The 17,170-nt window shown below is 29.4% G+C and carries 12 protein-coding genes; 5 read left to right on the forward strand and 7 right to left on the reverse strand.

The window, feature by feature from the left end; genetic code table 11:
* Positions 1-29: 29 nt before the first annotated feature.
* Positions 30-3,905 carry a type II CRISPR RNA-guided endonuclease Cas9 gene (gene cas9, locus SY27_RS16660; protein WP_045972499.1) on the reverse strand — a complete coding sequence of 1,292 codons (3,876 nt, stop codon included), beginning with the start codon at positions 3,903-3,905 and terminating at the stop codon, positions 30-32.
* 791 nt (positions 3,906-4,696) lie between these two features.
* Here cas9 and SY27_RS16665 point away from each other — a divergent pair.
* Positions 4,697-5,428, forward strand: coding sequence for an SAM-dependent methyltransferase (locus tag SY27_RS16665; protein WP_045972501.1), 732 nt, complete (start codon positions 4,697-4,699; stop codon positions 5,426-5,428).
* Positions 5,429-5,432: 4 nt separating this feature from the next.
* On the opposite strand, the gene SY27_RS16670 is transcribed toward SY27_RS16665, so the two are convergent.
* From SY27_RS16670 to dapF, 4 genes are all read right to left on the reverse strand, one after another.
* On the reverse strand, positions 5,433-6,092 hold the full coding sequence (locus SY27_RS16670; RefSeq protein ID WP_045972503.1) for a hypothetical protein: 660 nt from the start codon (positions 6,090-6,092) through the stop codon (positions 5,433-5,435).
* 210 nt (positions 6,093-6,302) lie between these two features.
* On the reverse strand, positions 6,303-7,343 hold the full coding sequence (mltG, locus tag SY27_RS16675) for an endolytic transglycosylase MltG (protein ID WP_045972505.1): 1,041 nt from the start codon (positions 7,341-7,343) through the stop codon (positions 6,303-6,305).
* A gap of 10 nt (positions 7,344-7,353) precedes the next feature.
* Positions 7,354-7,884, reverse strand: coding sequence for a GNAT family N-acetyltransferase (locus SY27_RS16680; RefSeq protein WP_045972506.1), 531 nt, complete (start codon positions 7,882-7,884; stop codon positions 7,354-7,356).
* A gap of 21 nt (positions 7,885-7,905) precedes the next feature.
* Entirely contained in the window at positions 7,906-8,688 is a 783-nt protein-coding gene (dapF, locus tag SY27_RS16685; protein WP_045972507.1) for a diaminopimelate epimerase, read from the reverse strand.
* A 188-nt stretch (positions 8,689-8,876) separates the two neighbouring features.
* Here dapF and SY27_RS16690 point away from each other — a divergent pair, with 188 nt between their 5' ends.
* From SY27_RS16690 to SY27_RS16700, 3 genes are all read left to right on the forward strand, one after another.
* Complete coding sequence (locus SY27_RS16690; protein ID WP_045972509.1) at positions 8,877-10,256, forward strand: Do family serine endopeptidase; 1,380 nt, start codon at positions 8,877-8,879, stop codon at positions 10,254-10,256.
* Between the two features lie 141 nt (positions 10,257-10,397).
* Positions 10,398-11,846 carry a glyceraldehyde-3-phosphate dehydrogenase gene (locus SY27_RS16695; RefSeq protein WP_045972512.1) on the forward strand — a complete coding sequence of 483 codons (1,449 nt, stop codon included), beginning with the start codon at positions 10,398-10,400 and terminating at the stop codon, positions 11,844-11,846.
* 294 nt (positions 11,847-12,140) lie between these two features.
* Positions 12,141-13,097, forward strand: a complete 957-nt coding sequence (locus tag SY27_RS16700; protein WP_045972513.1) for a carbon-nitrogen hydrolase family protein — start codon at positions 12,141-12,143, stop codon at positions 13,095-13,097.
* A 37-nt stretch (positions 13,098-13,134) separates the two neighbouring features.
* On the opposite strand, the gene SY27_RS16705 is transcribed toward SY27_RS16700, so the two are convergent.
* Positions 13,135-13,800, reverse strand: a complete 666-nt coding sequence (locus SY27_RS16705; RefSeq protein ID WP_045972515.1) for a Crp/Fnr family transcriptional regulator — start codon at positions 13,798-13,800, stop codon at positions 13,135-13,137.
* A 173-nt stretch (positions 13,801-13,973) separates the two neighbouring features.
* On the opposite strand from SY27_RS16705, the gene SY27_RS16710 reads away from it, so the two are divergent.
* Positions 13,974-14,639 carry a hypothetical protein gene (locus SY27_RS16710; RefSeq protein ID WP_045972517.1) on the forward strand — a complete coding sequence of 222 codons (666 nt, stop codon included), beginning with the start codon at positions 13,974-13,976 and terminating at the stop codon, positions 14,637-14,639.
* 62 nt (positions 14,640-14,701) lie between these two features.
* Here SY27_RS16710 and SY27_RS16715 read toward each other — a convergent pair whose 3' ends face one another.
* Complete coding sequence (locus SY27_RS16715; RefSeq protein ID WP_045972519.1) at positions 14,702-16,972, reverse strand: aconitate hydratase; 2,271 nt, start codon at positions 16,970-16,972, stop codon at positions 14,702-14,704.
* Positions 16,973-17,170: the final 198 nt, after the last annotated feature.

Consider the following 17,170-nt stretch of genomic DNA (forward strand, 5'->3'; position numbering starts at 1 on the left):
ACCAAAATATCGTGTTTTCTAATCTTTAATCAAATTAAAAAATCAATTTTTCCTGATGGATGTAAAATAAAATCTTTTCCCTCAAAAATGGCTTTTACATTACTCAAACTAATTCTTAGTTTCTGTGCTGTCGTATTAAAATCTAAAGATGATTCTTTTTTTAAATCTTTATCAGCTCCTCCTTGTGCATGATGCCGTAATTGAATTCTACCATCACTCTCAAATTGTGTTATTTTAAATAGCCTTTTATTTAAATCTTTTTTTAAAAGTTTCTTTAATTCTTCTGGTGAATTTTCATAAAATAATGCCATTTGATTTACACGTAAAACTTTTGACAATGGAATAAGAATAGTTTCTTTTTTACTCTCAATCTTAACATTTTTCTCGACTGGGATTTCTAATTTAGACTTTCCTTGATTGTATTTTGCTAAATCAAATGCTGAAATAGTCTTATGCTTTTGAATTCTTTTACCTTTATCATCAACTATTTCATAAATTGCCATTGCAAAAATATTTTCTAAAGTTGCATAGTAATATTCTTTGTGCTCTTTACGATTTCCTTGTGATTTATGGCTTTGAGATTTTATTTTTGGCAAATCACTATTTCTTGTTTTTACTCTAATTTTCTTAATTAGCATTTCTTTTATTTCATTACCTTTTTCGTCTTTTTCACATGGTAATTTAATAAACCCTTCTTCAGTTCGTATGTTTTTTAATCCGTATTTTAAAATTCTAGCTTTTATGCCTTCATCTACAATTTTATCAACATCAGCATCTGTAAAAGCAGCATTAACTGGTTTACGCAATACAAACCAAAACTCTTTTTCCTTGTTTTCATTTTCTCTTTCAATTTTTCCATAAAAAGTATCTTTATGTAATGAAGCTCTTATGCCTTGTCCTTTTCCATAAATTATATTTCCTAATTTATCGTATTGAATTTTATTACGTTTACGTAATTTTTTAACTGTTTGTTTTTCAATTATATCTTTGTGATCATGAACTACAATTATATCGCTTTTTAACTTATTTACATCTTCAGTAAATGTTTTCCAAGGTTTTTTAATTTTAAATTTATCTTGATAACGATTTTCTTCAGATTCTTTAAATGCTGTAGCTAATCCATCACGAATACTTTTGTCCATACAACTTAAAACTACTGCATCAATTGCATGATGGTAATGGAAATTCCTGTCTTTTTCTTCTAAACCCCATGATTTCCTAATATCTGCTACCATAGTTCCTTTTGCAGGAAAAACGCGTTGAAACAATGATTTTAAAAACAACTCAGAATATTTTGTAATTATACCTGTATCAACCAATTGGCTATTTTTGAAATTAGGTTTTATTTCTGTAGCAGTAAATCGATATAATTTTTGCTTCCAATAATCTAATTCTAATTTGAAATAATGTTTTTGTTGTATTGCTCTATTCTTTTGTTCAATTGTACTTGCAACCTTTGAAAAATATTTTTGTTGTTCTATTTTTTCTTCAAGTGCTTCAATATTTTCTCTCCAGTGTTTGGTATTATTAATAAAATTGAGCTTGTATTTGTCTTCTAACTCTTGTGGAATTCTATTGGCTTTTATTTGATTAAAAGATTTTTCAGCTAAAGTTTTATTAACGAGTGAATTATCAAAAGATTTACTTCTTGGAAATGTATGTTCTATATCAAACTTTGGGTTGGACCCCAAAAGTTCTTCTATATTGATAGCTAAATCGGTATATAAACACTTTTTATCCTGTTCAATCCACAATCTATACTTTACAATATCTGTTTCTGTAACAACAGAATGAGTGTCTTTTGCAAACTCTTCTAATAATGTTCTATATTTTTTATTTTCGTTTTCCCTTTCACGTTGCCATCTTTCAATTGCGAGTCGCTTATTCTTATCATTCAACTCTCTTGCTAGTTCAATAATAATTTCTGTATCAGGAGCAATTTTCTTTTCTTTTAATAAGCTGTTTACTAATTTTCGCAAATAAAACAAGGTTCGCATTGCCATTGGATTTTTTATAGAATTGGTAAAAGGTAAGCCTAAAAATCCGTCTTGACTTTGTGGATAAGCATCCATGGCTGAAGGATGGTATAATTTATCTGCTTGTTCTTTGGTGATTTTAAATTCTTGTATTAAAAAATCTTTAATTATTTCATCAATTCTTGGTTTTGACAAATAATAACTTCCTATTCTTCTTTTTTGAAGTTGCTCTTGAAAAATAATTTCAATTTCTTTTTGAATAGTTTCTTTTTCTGTATCAGACATTTTATCCCAAAGATATTTCCCATAAAAAACTTTTATTTTTTCTACAACATTCCTCTTATCCGTTTCGTCTAAAATATAATCATAATTTGAATTATCATATTCTTTAATAAAATCACCTACTAAACCATTTACAATATCAATTTTTAAAATTTCATCCTTATATCCTGAAATGATGTCAATAATAGTATCTTGAATAAATTGCTTATTTTCCTCCCATTTTTTCGGACCAATAATAGTATCAATATTGGCAAAAAACACGGCATAAGGATAAATAATTTTATCCTTTAAATAAGGAAGAATTTTTCCAATTGCTTTCTTACTTAAAGATGAATAACCTTGTTTTAAATTTGTTTTTTCATAATAACTAGCTTTTTCATCAGTAATAGCAAATCTCTCTTTTATAAAACTTATTACTTTATCAGAAGTTATATCATTTACAAAATCTCCTGCAAAAAATAAAGTATGCCAAAGCTCATCTATTAATTCATCAATCGTTTTAGTATCTTTTTTTATATATTTTAATTGGATTATGGTTTTACATTCTTCCCAATCGTGTGCATCAAAAACTTCAATAAATCTACTCATGATTGGACTTCCAACAATAGGATATTTATCGTTATAATTGAATTCAAAAAATAAATTATTCTTCTTTGCTACAGTATTTATACTTTTTGAAATATCCGAAAATTTAAAGTTTTTAGCACTTACTCTATAAAATTTATCTTCTGCAATTTTGTAGTATTCAGGATATTCAGAAAGAAAAATATACTGATCACTTTTCTTCTCTTTTACTTTGATTGAATTTAAATATTGATACATTCTAAATTCTTCAAACAATGGATGACTTATAGGGCAACGAGCTTTTGCTTTTTCCAAAGTACATTTCCCAACTGCTCCTTTTTGGGATTTTAAAGGTCTTTGAAAAAAGATAGCATCAAAAAAAGCATCAGATAATTCTTTGTTAATATTTTGACTTTTCATTAAAAAATTAAACTCTTCAACATAACTTATTCTTGAAGAATTTACTTCTTGGTCATCAGCATTAAATTTAGTTTTTCTAACTTTTTTGTCATTAAGCAATAAGTCATAATAATATTCACCAAGTGTCTTAAAGCCATTTTCCTCTAAAATTACTTGTTCCTTTTTATATTGTTCCAAATCCTTACCTGCATCAACATCTTTTCTACCGCTTTTAAATCCTCTCCTTTGACACATGTGATACAAAGCTCTTCCTAACTCTAATTTAGAAATAAAATTATGAACTGCTTTTGCTCTCACTTCATAAGGATTAATTTTTAACCATTCTGAAAATTCAAAATTCTCAGTTGGATATTTCATCTCTTGCCCTTTTTTGTAAACTGACCAAACAAGCAATTCATCATTTGTCAAAGGGCAAAAACCATTTTCTATTAATAACTTTAATAAATCAGTCTTTCTTTTCTTCCTTCTTTTATATAATTTTCTTGAAGCTCTATGTTTTGTTCTTTCTGATGCTAAAGAAAACTCCACTCCTTTTTCTTCACCAACACCTTGCGGAAACACAATAACATTAGTATCAATAATTTGATTACCCTCTTTATTTATATCTCTAATCGCCCAACCAATCGAGTTAGTCCCTAAATCTAATCCTAATATTTTTGTCATAATTCTACACTTTTAACAATTCCTAAAAATAAAGAAAAGAAAATTAACAACATTACGGAAAACCATAAACCAATTAAAAAAGTTTTTCTTTATATTTGTAACAGATTAAAATTTCTAATCTTTAATCTTATCACAATAATCCGCCACGGCGGAGTAGAGAAATCTTTAGCTTCGCCTCGGTGAAGCTTTTTTATTTTTATTAAAAAAAGAAAAAACTCAATTTATCATCCTACTTCATTTTTTTTCAGACATCCAAATTATTCAAATCAAAAAAAAAATATTTTTTATTCAAATTTAGAAATATTTTTCTACATTTGTATTATATAGTATTTATTTATGTAATACAGTTTATACATAATCCAAATATATAATATTTATGTATACCGTTTATGCAGTTGTGATTTGATTAAAAAACAGAAGCACCAAAAAAAGGTGCTTTGATTAAGTAAGATTATTTTAAATTAGTCTCATTAGCTAGTTCAAAATCCTAACATGGACACATCTTGCTTTTGTAATTTTAAGACCGTCAAACATATAACGTGTTGAAAAGAAGTAGCAATGTCTCATCAACATTTCACTACAAACTCAGAAATTACAATAAGATTGGAGGTGTTCACAGCACCTCCTTTTTTATATTTGCAAATATAAGAATATATATCTACATTTACAACAGATTAAAATTTCTAATCTTTAATCTTATCACAATAAGGCTATATGCCGTAGATGAAAATCTTTAGTCCTGCTTCGGTGGGACTTTTTTTGTATTTTTGCAAAAATTAAACAAATAATCGATGAACACTTCTTTTGGCAAACTATACTTAATTCCTTGTACATTGTCTAATCCTGGTGAAACAACTGTAGTTCCTGAGGATGTTTTACCTCATACTATAAAAAGAGCTATTGATTTTATTGATTATTATATTGTTGAAAATGAAAAAACAGCCCGTAGGTTTATAAAAAGTATTCATCCTGAGAAAAAACAACCAGAATTAAATATTTCTGTTTTGAATAAGCATACTGAAATAGCTGAGCACTATGATTTTATCAAACCTTTATTAAATGGTAAAAGCATCGGTTTATTAAGTGAGTCTGGATGTCCAGGTATTGCCGATCCTGGAGCAGTAATTGTAAAATTAGCCCATGAAAAAGGTATTCAAGTAGTACCATTAGTTGGCCCTAGTTCTATTTTGCTAGCCTTAATGGCAAGTGGCATGAATGGACAAAGTTTTGCTTTTAACGGATATTTACCTATTGATGCCCATGAGAAGAAGAATGAGCTTAAACATTTTGAGCGTTTATCACAAGAAAGAAATCAATCGCAATTATTTATAGAAACTCCTTATAGGAACAATAAATTACTAGAAGATTTAATTCAAATATTACAGCCTTCTACACATTTATGCATTGCTTGTGATATTACTTTACCTACAGAATATATTAAAACTAAAACTATAAAAGAGTGGAAAAAAGACAAGGTCGACTTACATAAGCGACCTTGCATTTTTATTATTCACAAAATGTAAAATATTAACTTAATTTAACTTTTGCATTTCTATTTGCTGGGATATGAGAAACGTCATATCCTCCAAATTTCTTAATGTAACTTCTTAATGAAGTTCCAAAACCATCTTTGAATCCGTTTCTTCCATTACTTCTCAGGTATTTTTTTACTGATCCTGCTCCACCTAAATGTGCAGCTGCTAATAATCCTGATTCTGTAATCTTTACTCCGTTAATTACTCTACCGCAATATTTTTCAATTTCCTTTCTTAACTCCCACTTATTTTTAGCTAATAAAGCTTTAAAAGCTTTATCTTGCCAATCAGCGTTTCTTAAAAATTCTTGAAAATCATAAATTCCAACAGAGCGCAATGTACTCTTTCCAAATTGGTATCTTCCCATGTATCCATAAGGATTAACCATTGTTAGAATACCTCGAGATTCTTTAAATGCTAGTGCTTGTTTAAAGCCTACAAAAGTTTTTCCCACATAAGGAACAGCAATCTCTTTATTTACTGTTTCAGTTTCGATTTCATCCTCATTTTCACTTCTTACGTGATAGGAAACTATTTCGTTTTCCCCTAGATGAAATCCTTCTACTTTTTCAGTTTCAAAAGAATTGAATCCTGATGAAACTAATACTACTAGGATGGTCAATCCTAAAAAATATGAACCTTTTCTTACCATAAATTACCATTTCTCAGGAACTGTCACTTCACTGAAATTTGCGAGGGCAAAGATACGTAAAATTTTATAATATTGATTTGCAAGGTGTTAAACTTTTCTAAAAACAATTTTCATCATGTTTCAGCCCTTTAAAATTAACCCTTTAGAAAAAATATAGTTCTAAAATTTTATATCTAATTAGGACATAAAATCACATAATATGTTTGAACATTATCTATTAATTCCAAGTTTATTTACCCATTCACTATATTTTCTTGCATTAACTTGATGTTGGGTATAATTTGATGCAAATGCATGATATCCTGGATTATCTGGACTAGCACAAAAATATAAATAATCGTGTTTTTCAGCGTTTAAAACAGCATCTATAGCTGAAATATCAGGCATTGCAATTGGTCCTGGTGGCAAACCTAAATTTATATAAGTATTATATGGAGATATTATTTTTAAATCATCATATAATACTCTTTTTATAACTTGATCAAAATCGCCTGTTTTACTTTTAATAGCATAAATAATAGTTGGATCTGCTTGTAATGGCATTCCTGTTGTTAATCTATTTAAATAAACACCTGCAACCCTTGGTCTTTCACTTACTTTAGCTGTTTCTTTATGTACAATTGAAGCCAAAACTGAAACTTCAATAGGTGTTAAATCATGGTTCAATGCTTTCAATTTTCTTTCATTATTCCAAAATTTTCTATACTCCTTTGCCATTTTATCTGCTACTTTTGTTGCTGATGTATTCCAATAAAATTCGTATGTATTAGGGATGAACATAGCCAAAATATTCTCTTCAGAAAATTCATTTTCAGCTAAAAAATCTGGATTCGTAAAAGCTTGTATAAAAGCGAGACTATCTGGTTCAGTTTGAGAAGCTAATCGTTGTGCCAATTTCCCAATACTTTCTTGATTATTAAAAGCTACTTTCACAGGAATATTATAACGTAACGCTCTTATAATATCAAAATTTGTCATTCCTTCTTTTAACAAAAATTTACCTGCTTTTATATTTTGAGCGTATTTTCTATTTGTTGCTACAAAATCGAAATTATTACTATCTTTTAAATATGGACTTAATAGTTCTTTAACCTCTTCATAATTAGCATTTGTAGGAATATAAACATATACTTCTTCTTCTGAAAATTTCGTATTTGGTACAAATGCTTTATTATAAACATAATATGATACTATTGCAGCAACTACTATTCCTATTATTGCTACAAAAGCAATGATTCTTTTTAAATTCAATTTTATCGATTTATTGATTATTAATTAACTGAAATATTAGCTCGTCGTGATAAATTCCATTCACTTTATTCCAGTCTTTTTTTATTCCTATTTTTTCAAACCCAAATTTAGAAAAAAGTTGCAGACTATGTTCATTTTCAATTCCAATATTTGCATAAAGCTGATGTAATTGCAATTGCTTAAATGAATAATCAATTAATAACGCTAATGCTTCAGTACCTATTCCTTTTGATCTGTTCTCAATATTCTGAATTAAAATTCCAATTCCTGCACGATTATTTTTGGGATCAAAATCAAATAAGTCAATTAATCCAATTGCACTAGTAGTATCGTTTAAACAAACTACCAAACGAAGTTGTTTTGCTTCATAAATATCTTGATGAGCATTTTCTAAATATTGTCGAATTAAAAAACGACTATAAGGCACTTGCGTATTACTAATTTCCCAGATAGATTCATCATTCTCTATTACATAGACAAACTCTAAATCTTCTGGTTCAAGAGCTCTTAAATGAATTGTATTTCCTTTTAATGTTACCAATTATTTTAACTTAAATTACATTTAAACTTCAATAGTTCCTTTAAAAACAAGAATAGCAGGTCCTATAAGAAATACGTTTGTAAATTTTCCATTCTCTTCTTTAAAACGAACCTCTAAATCTCCTCCTTCAACCTGAAGTTTTACATTATTAGAGTTGGTTTTTTGAGTTTTATACATTCCTATTGCTACAGCAGTTACACCTGTTCCGCATGATAAAGTTTCATCCTCTACTCCTCTTTCATAGGTACGAACTGCAAATTTGTCACTGTCAATTTGTTTCACAAAATTAATATTACTTCCCTCTTTACCATATAAATCAGAATAACGAATTTTAGCACCAATATTCTTAACATCAAAATTTTCTAGATTTTCAACCAATTCAACATGATGTGGAGAACCTGTATCTAAAAAAATATATCCTTCATTTAATGTCACATTTGACACATCTTTCATTTGTAATGATACTATATTATCACTACTAATTGTTGCATAATGGTAACCATCAATAGCTTCAAATGTTGCTTCATCTTTCACAATATCTAATTGTTTCGCAAATGCGACTAAACATCTACCACCATTACCACACATACTACTTTCATTCCCATCTGCATTATAATAGACCATTTTAAAATCATACTTATCATGATTCTCTAACAAAATAAGTCCGTCAGCACCTATGCCAAATTTTCTATCACATAATTTTGCAACAAGTTTGGTATTATTTTTGGGAAATGTACTTTGACGGTTATCAATCATAACAAAATCATTTCCTGTTCCTTGATATTTGTAAAATATAAGACTCATGTTCCTTTTTTTAATTAGAACAAAGATAAAATAAGATTATAAGATACAATTCTATAATCTTCAAAATATTTTAATTTTCCAGCTTCAATTATTAAAAAGATGTTAAACATTGTTAAGCGAGCGTTAAACTGATTTTTTGTTAATTTTTTGTATTTAACTTTACAATGAAAATAAATTATTAAATTATTATGAAAAGATTAGGAAGTATATTTTTAGTATCATTATTAAGTGGTGCCATTACATTAGGCGCATATAAATTTTTTATTGAACCTAAAAATGGATCAACAATAACTGTAGCGCCAAACTACGCAAGAAATGTTAGCCTAGGTTCTGAAAATATTAATTTTACTGATGCTGCGGAAAGCACCATTCATAGTGTTGTACACGTAAAAAACATGACAAATCAACGCATTTATAGAGATCCATTAGAGTTTATTTTCGGAATGAGAGGAGGAACTGAAAGACAAATGCAAGTAGGAACAGGCTCAGGAGTTATCATTTCCGAAGATGGCTATATTGTTACTAATAATCACGTAATTGATAATGCGAGCGAACTTGAAGTTACTTTAAATAACAACAAAAGCTACAAAGCAAAACTAATTGGTACCGATTCTAAAATGGATATTGCATTAATTAAAATTGATGCTGACGAAAAGTTACCTTATATTATATTTGGAGATTCCGAAAGTGTTAAAGTAGGCGAATGGGTTCTTGCTGTTGGTAATCCATATAATTTAACATCAACTGTAACAGCAGGAATCATATCTGCAAAAGCACGTGACTTAAGCAATGAAGGATTACAATCATTTATTCAAACTGATGCTGCTGTAAATCCTGGAAATAGTGGTGGTGCTTTAGTAAACACTCGTGGTGAGCTTATAGGAATTAACACTATGATTTCCTCTCCTACTGGAAGTTATACAGGATATTCTTTTGCTGTTCCTTCAAATATTACTAGAAAAATTATTGAAGATTTAATGCAGTTTGGTAATGTTCAAAGAGGTGTATTAGGTATAAATGGAGGTGATTTAAATACAAAAATAGCAGATGAACTAGGCATTAAATTCATACAAGGAGTACATGTAAATGAAGTTACTAAAAAATCTGGTGCTTACGAAGCTGGAATTAAAAAAGGTGATATTATAATCGAAATTGACAACATTAAGATAAAAAATTTCTCTGAATTAACGTCATATATCAATACAAAACGTCCAGACGAAGTTGTAAATGTAACCGTAATTAGAGATGGTAATGAAAAAACGATTCCTGTTAAACTTACAAAAAAAGAGCTTTTAATTTATGAATTTAACGGAGTTGAATTTGAAGATATTTCTTCAAACGATAAAAAACAATTCAAGATAGATTCAGGTGTTAAAATAAAATCGGTTAATAATGAAGAAATTATAGACTATGCAACAGAATTAGAAGGTAGTATTATTCTAAGTGTAGATGGAAGAAAAGTAGACGACATTGAAAAATTAACTCGCTACTTAAAAAGTAAAAAAAGTCCTAAATCTCAATATAGAATCATTACGAAAAAAGGACAACTCATTCAGGCTATTTTTTAATTTTAAAAATATAATACTAAACCAGTCTAAATACGGACTGGTTTTTTTATTCACAAAAATCACAAAAAATTTCACGAAAACGTTTGAAAACTATATTTTTGTATAAATTTTTCAAAACAACACAATTATATTTTTTACTTCATGAGTAATAACAATTTATACGAGAAAGAACTTGCTTTTCAAGCTGATAGAAGAAAAGCATGTGTAGAGTTCATTAAGATTATTAGTGATTTATGGTACGACAAGTCTATCGAGTTAGTTTTATTTAGAAATCAACTAATTGATAGAAATGTTAGCGACATCATAAACTTACATGAATATGCTGGTGAATTTGTTGGAAAACCAATTAATGTTTTTGATTCAGTAGAAATTGCTGAAGCCATTAATAGCTTAGATTTACCACCATCAAAAATTGATATTGGAAAACTTACTTATGAATATCATTTAGAAGATGACAAATATAATGATGCTAAAGCTTTTGTAATCGATAAATTAAAGAATGCAAAAGACTATCATGAAATTAAACCTAAAGATGTTGTTCTTTATGGTTTTGGTCGTATTGGCCGATTATTAGCTCGTGAAATGATGAGCAAAATAGGAAAAGGACAACAGTTACGATTAAGAGCAATTGTTACTCGTGATAAAAATGATGCAACTTTAATAGAAAAAAGAGCTTCATTATTACGCTATGACTCTGTTCATGGAGATTTCGAAGGTTCTGTTCAAGCTGACCCAGAAAATAGCGCTTTAATTGTTAACGGAACAACTGTTCATCTTATTACAGCAAACTCTCCAGAAGAAATTGATTATACACAATATGGTATTGAAGATGCTTTAGTGATCGACAATACAGGTGCTTTCACAACAGAAGAAGCACTACAACGTCATTTAGTTTCTAAAGGAGTTAAGAAAGTATTATTAACTGCTCCAGGAAAAGGAGTTCCAAATATTGTTTATGGAGTAAATCATAAAGAATTTAATCCTGACGAAACTAATATTTACTCTGCAGCTTCTTGTACTACAAATGCTATTACTCCTATTTTAAAAGTGGTTGAAGATACTTTAGGAGTTGTTAAAGGACATATTGAAACAATACACGCATATACTAATGACCAAAATTTGGTTGATAATATGCACAAAAAATATAGAAGAGGTCGTTCAGCAGCTTTAAACATGGTAATCACAGAAACTGGAGCTGGAAGCGCAGTTGCAAAAGCACTACCTAATTTAGCTGGAAAACTAACTTCAAATGCTATCCGTGTTCCTGTTCCAAATGGATCATTAGTAGTTTTAAACTTAGAAGTTAACAAAGAAACTTCTGTTGATGAGTTAAATAATATTATGAAAAAATATGCTCTTGAAGGAAATCTTGTTGAGCAAATTAAATATTCATTAAATAATGAATTAGTTTCTTCTGATATAGTAGGCACACCTGCTCCATCAATTTATGATAGCAATGCTACAATTGTTTCCGCAGATGGAAAAAACATTGTTATGTATGTATGGTATGACAATGAATATGGTTATAGTCACCAAGTAATAAGATTAGCTAAATATATTTCTAAAGTAAGAAGATATACTTACTATTAGTAGATACAAATATTTAAATCAAAAGCGCGCTCAATAGATTATTGAGCGCGCTTTTTTTATAGTTAATAATCGGTTAATTTTCTACTACTTTTAAAAATGTTAAGTGTTTGATAACTAAAATTTTCAACATAGTAAATGTCAAGTTCTGCTATTATAAACTATTCATTTATTAATCAAATATTAAAACAAACTTATAATTATTCTTTTCAAGACAATGTTAGATGACTAACATTTCTTTCTTTTTAATAGTTTTACTTTACAAATAGTATTTTCACTTTTAAAATCTAACTAAAAATGGAGAAGAATAACAAATTAAAAATTGCAATAGCACAAATTTCACCTGTTTGGTTAAACAAGCAAAAAACTATTGAAAAAATTAAAAATACAATAGAAGAAGCAGGTAAAAACAAATGTGAACTAATTGTTTTTGGAGAATCTTTTTTACCTGGCTATCCTTTTTGGCTCTCCATTACAAATGGGTCTACTTTTAATGATTCTCAACAAAAAGAGATTTATGCACATTATGTAAAAAACTCAATTCAAATAGAAACTGGAGAATTAGATGATATATGCGAATTAGCCAAAAAACACAAAATCGCAATTTATCTAGGTTTAATGGAGCGTGCAAAAAATCGTGGAGGTCATAGCATTTATTGTTCATTAGTATACATTAATTCTTTGGGAAAAATAAAATCTATACACCGAAAATTACAACCTACATTTGAAGAACGATTAACTTGGGCAATGGGTGACGGTAATGGACTACAAGTACATGAATTAAAAAACTTTACTGTTGGCGGACTGAATTGCTGGGAAAATTGGATGCCATTAGCTAGAACTGCTTTGTATGGAATGGGAGAAAATCTTCATATTGCTGTTTGGCCAGGATCAGAGAACAACACGGCTGATATTACAAAATTCATTGCAAAAGAATCTCGTTCTTTTGTTGTTTCTGTATCTGGTTTAATGAAAAAAGAAAACTTTCCCGAAGATACTCCTCATTTAAACAAAATACTTGAAAATTGTCCTGACGTATTAGCAAATGGCGGCTCTTGTATCGCCGGACCAGATGGAGAATGGATTATTGCTCCTGTTATCAATAAAGAAGGATTAATAATTGCCGATATAGATTTTCAAAAAGTATTAGAGGAAAGACAAAATTTTGATTGTGTTGGACATTATTCCAGACCTGATGTAACAAAACTAATTATAAATAGAGAACGACAATCGATTATTCAAATTATAGATTAAAAAATAGTAAGGATTTCTTGAAACTTTTATTTTTAGTCTAACTACTTCTTAGAATAATTTCCTTTCTATTAAAATTTAAATATTCTTCTTCTTTTAATTCATTAAGTAAAATATTTAATGTAGGTCTAGAAGTACCTATTAATGCTGCAATTTCTTTTTGAGTATAAGGATGTTTTATCACAATATCCCCAGAAACTTGATTTTTATACCCAAAATCTTCTGCCATTTCTTTTACATATTCTTTAAGCCTAGTTTTTGTGTCTTTAAAAAGCAACAATTGTAGTCTTCTTTCTAGTTTTTTAAACCTAAAACCAATAAACTTATATATCTTCAAACTGAATTCTCTATTTTCTCTTAATAACTCTATCATTAAATCAGATGTAATAGGACAAACAGTAGTGTTATCTTCAATTGCTTGTGCAAATTCATTTCTTTTATCTTCACCTAAGATTGCTTTCTCTCCAAAAATTTCTCCTCTAGACAAAATAGCTAAAATAATTTCATCCCCTTCTTCTGTTACGTAACCTATCTTGATTTTTCCTGAACTAATTAAATAAATCTTATCCGCACTGTCATCTTCAAAATAAACATAATCATTTTTATTGAAATCATTAAACTGATGAGTCTTTTTATACTCTTTAAAATTATGTGGGCACAATATTCCGAATAGATTAACATCTTCAAAAAACCAAAGTGAATTCATATTTAATTTATTTATTCAAAGTTAAACATTTTAATAAAACAATCATAAATAACAATATCTCAATACTTTAACAAAATACACATTATAGTTGTAAAATATTAACTATAACAGTAATTATCTTTGATAATAAACTCAAAAACAAACAATTATAATTTTAAAAAACAAACAACTTTATGAAAAAAAAAATACTACTCATTTTAATCCTTACCTACTTTCCTTTACTAGCTCAAGTAGGAATAGGAACATCATCACCTACAAAAGAATTAGATGTAAATGGAGAATTTAGAGTCAGAACAATCCCATTAACAACTAACGAACCAGCAGCAAAAGATTCTGTCTTAGTGGTAGACAATTTAGGAAACCTCAAAAGAATATCTTCCCAAAATATTGTTAATAGTTACCTTAAATCTGCTATAAAAGGCTCTTTTTCTACTAGTTCTACAGTAAGTTTAAATCTTATATCTAACAAAGTAAAAATCCCTTTTGACAATGCCGAATTTGATGTAAACTCTGAGTTCAATACCACTACAAATAGTTTTGTTGCTAAACAAAATGGAATTTATTCTATCAAAGTACAAATAAAATCAACTTCAGCAGTAGGTGCGGCTACAAACTTTGGTGTTGCTATTGTAAAAAACGGAACTGTAGTTTCTCAAAACAGTTATGCAAATCTTAGCGTATTAAGTATTAATGTAACACCACCTATTAGAAGTTCAGAAACACTTGTTTCATTGACTGCTGGAGACGACATTACATTTAATATTGTAAGCGATTTACTTAATGTCAGCATTCTAGGAACAAGTGAAGATTGCTATTTTACTATTCAACAAATTAGATAAATTATTAATTCTTTATTTCAACAAAAAAGCGCTCAATTGAGCGCTTTCATATTTATTATTTATTATAAATAAGCTTTTCCAGCAGCTATTAAGTTTAATGCAGAACCTGCTTTAAACCATTCTATCTGCCCTTCATTATATGTATGATTAGCCAAAATTACATCTTTAGATCCATCAGCATGAACAAATTCTAATGTTAAAGGTTTCCCTGGTGCAAAAGAAGTTAAGTCTAAAAAGTTAACTGTATCATCTTCTTGAATTCTATCATAATCTGCTTCGTTAGCAAATGTTAATCCTAACATACCTTGTTTTTTAAGGTTTGTTTCATGAATACGTGCAAATGATTTTACCAAAACAGCAGTAACTCCTAAGAAACGAGGCTCCATTGCTGCATGCTCACGAGAAGAACCTTCTCCGTAATTATGATCTCCTACAACAATTGAATCAACACCAGCAGCTTTATATGCTCTTGCAACAGCAGGAACTGCATCATAATCGCCTGTTAGTTGATTCTTAACTTTATTTGTTTGTTGATTGAATGCATTTACTGCTCCAATCAACATATTATTTGAAATATTATCTAAATGTCCACGGAAACGTAACCATGGCCCTGCCATAGAAATATGATCTGTTGTACATTTACCAAATGCTTTTATTAACAATTTAGCCCCTGTAATATTTTCACCATTCCATGGTTTAAAAGGCTCCAACAACTGTAGTCTTTCCGACGTAGGAGAAACTACAACTTCTACAGATGACCCATCGGCTGCTGGTGCTTGAAAACCTGCATCTTCTACATCAAATCCTTTGTTTGGTAACTCATCTCCTTTTGGAGGATTTAACCTAACTTCTTCTCCTTTATCATTTAACAAAGCGTCTGTTAAAGGATTAAAATCTAATCTTCCTGAAATTGCTAAAGCAGCAACCATTTCTGGTGATGTCACAAAAGCATGTGTATTTGGGTTACCATCTGCACGTTTAGAGAAGTTTCTATTAAACGAGTGAACAATAGTATTTTTTTCTTCTTTATCAGCTCCTTCTCTATCCCACTGTCCAATACATGGCCCACAAGCATTTGTAAATACTTTAGTTCCCATTTTTTCGAAAGTAGCAATAATTCCATCTCTTTCAATTGTATAGCGAATTTGCTCTGAACCTGGGTTAATTCCAAATTCAGCTTTTGGAGAAATTCCATGAGCAACTGCTTGTTCTACAATTGAAGCTGCACGAGACATATCTTCATAAGATGAGTTTGTACAAGATCCTATTAATCCCCATTCCACTTTTACTGGCCAACCATTAGCAGCTGCTTCCTCTTTCATTTTTGAAACTGGAGTACCTCTATCTGGTGTAAAAGGACCATTGATATGTGGTTCTAATTCCGATAAATTGATTTCAATTAATTGATCAAAATACTGTTCTGGATTAGCATATACTTCTTTGTCTGCTGTTAAATATTCAGCTACTTTATCTGCTGCATTTACTACATCTTGACGATCTGTTGCTGCTAAGTATCTACGCATTGAATCATCGTATCCAAAAGTTGAAGTTGTAGCTCCAATTTCTGCTCCCATGTTACAAATTGTTCCTTTTCCAGTACATGACATTGATTCTGCACCTTCTCCAAAATATTCAACAATAGCTCCAGTTCCACCTTTTACAGTAAGAATATCAGCTACTTTTAAGATAACGTCTTTAGGAGCAGTCCATCCATTTAATTTACCTGTTAATTTAACTCCGATTAATTTTGGAAACTTTAATTCCCAAGACATTCCAGACATTACATCAACAGCATCAGCACCACCAACACCAATAGCTAACATTCCTAATCCTCCTGCATTAACTGTATGAGAATCGGTACCAATCATCATTCCACCTGGAAAGGCATAATTTTCTAAAACAATTTGATGAATAATTCCTGAACCTGGCTTCCAAAATCCAATCCCATATTTATTAGAAACTGAAGATAAAAAATCGAAAACTTCACTTGATTGTGACTTTGCGCGTGTTAAATCTGCATCTGCTCCTACTTTTGCTTGGATCAAGTGATCACAATGCACTGTTGTAGGCACAGCTACAGTTTTTTTACCTGCATGCATAAACTGTAATAACGCCATTTGAGCTGTTGCATCTTGACACGCTACTCTATCTGGAGCAAAATCCACATAGTCTTTTCCTCTTGTAAATGCTTGTGAAGGTGTTTTCTCCCACAAATGCGAATATAAAATCTTTTCAGACAATGTAAGTGGACGACCTACTAACTCACGTGCTTTATCAACACGTTCCGCCATAGTTGCATACACTTTTTCAATCATTTCTATATCGAAAGCCATACTATTATAATTTATTTTGTGATTAGTTTTAAAGTGGTACAAATTTAAGTAATCTTAACGAGATTTAAAAATTTTTAATAAAAGCATGTTTTCTGAGAAATATTATTTAAAAACATTCTATTTTACTGAAAATTATTCATTAAAACAGTCTTTTAGCTCCTTTTATTAAACAATTCTTAATTTAGAAATTAAATTTTA

It is taken from the genome of Flavobacterium sp. 316, assembly GCF_000967805.1.
Taxonomy (GTDB): Bacteria; Bacteroidota; Bacteroidia; order Flavobacteriales; family Flavobacteriaceae; genus Flavobacterium; species Flavobacterium sediminilitoris.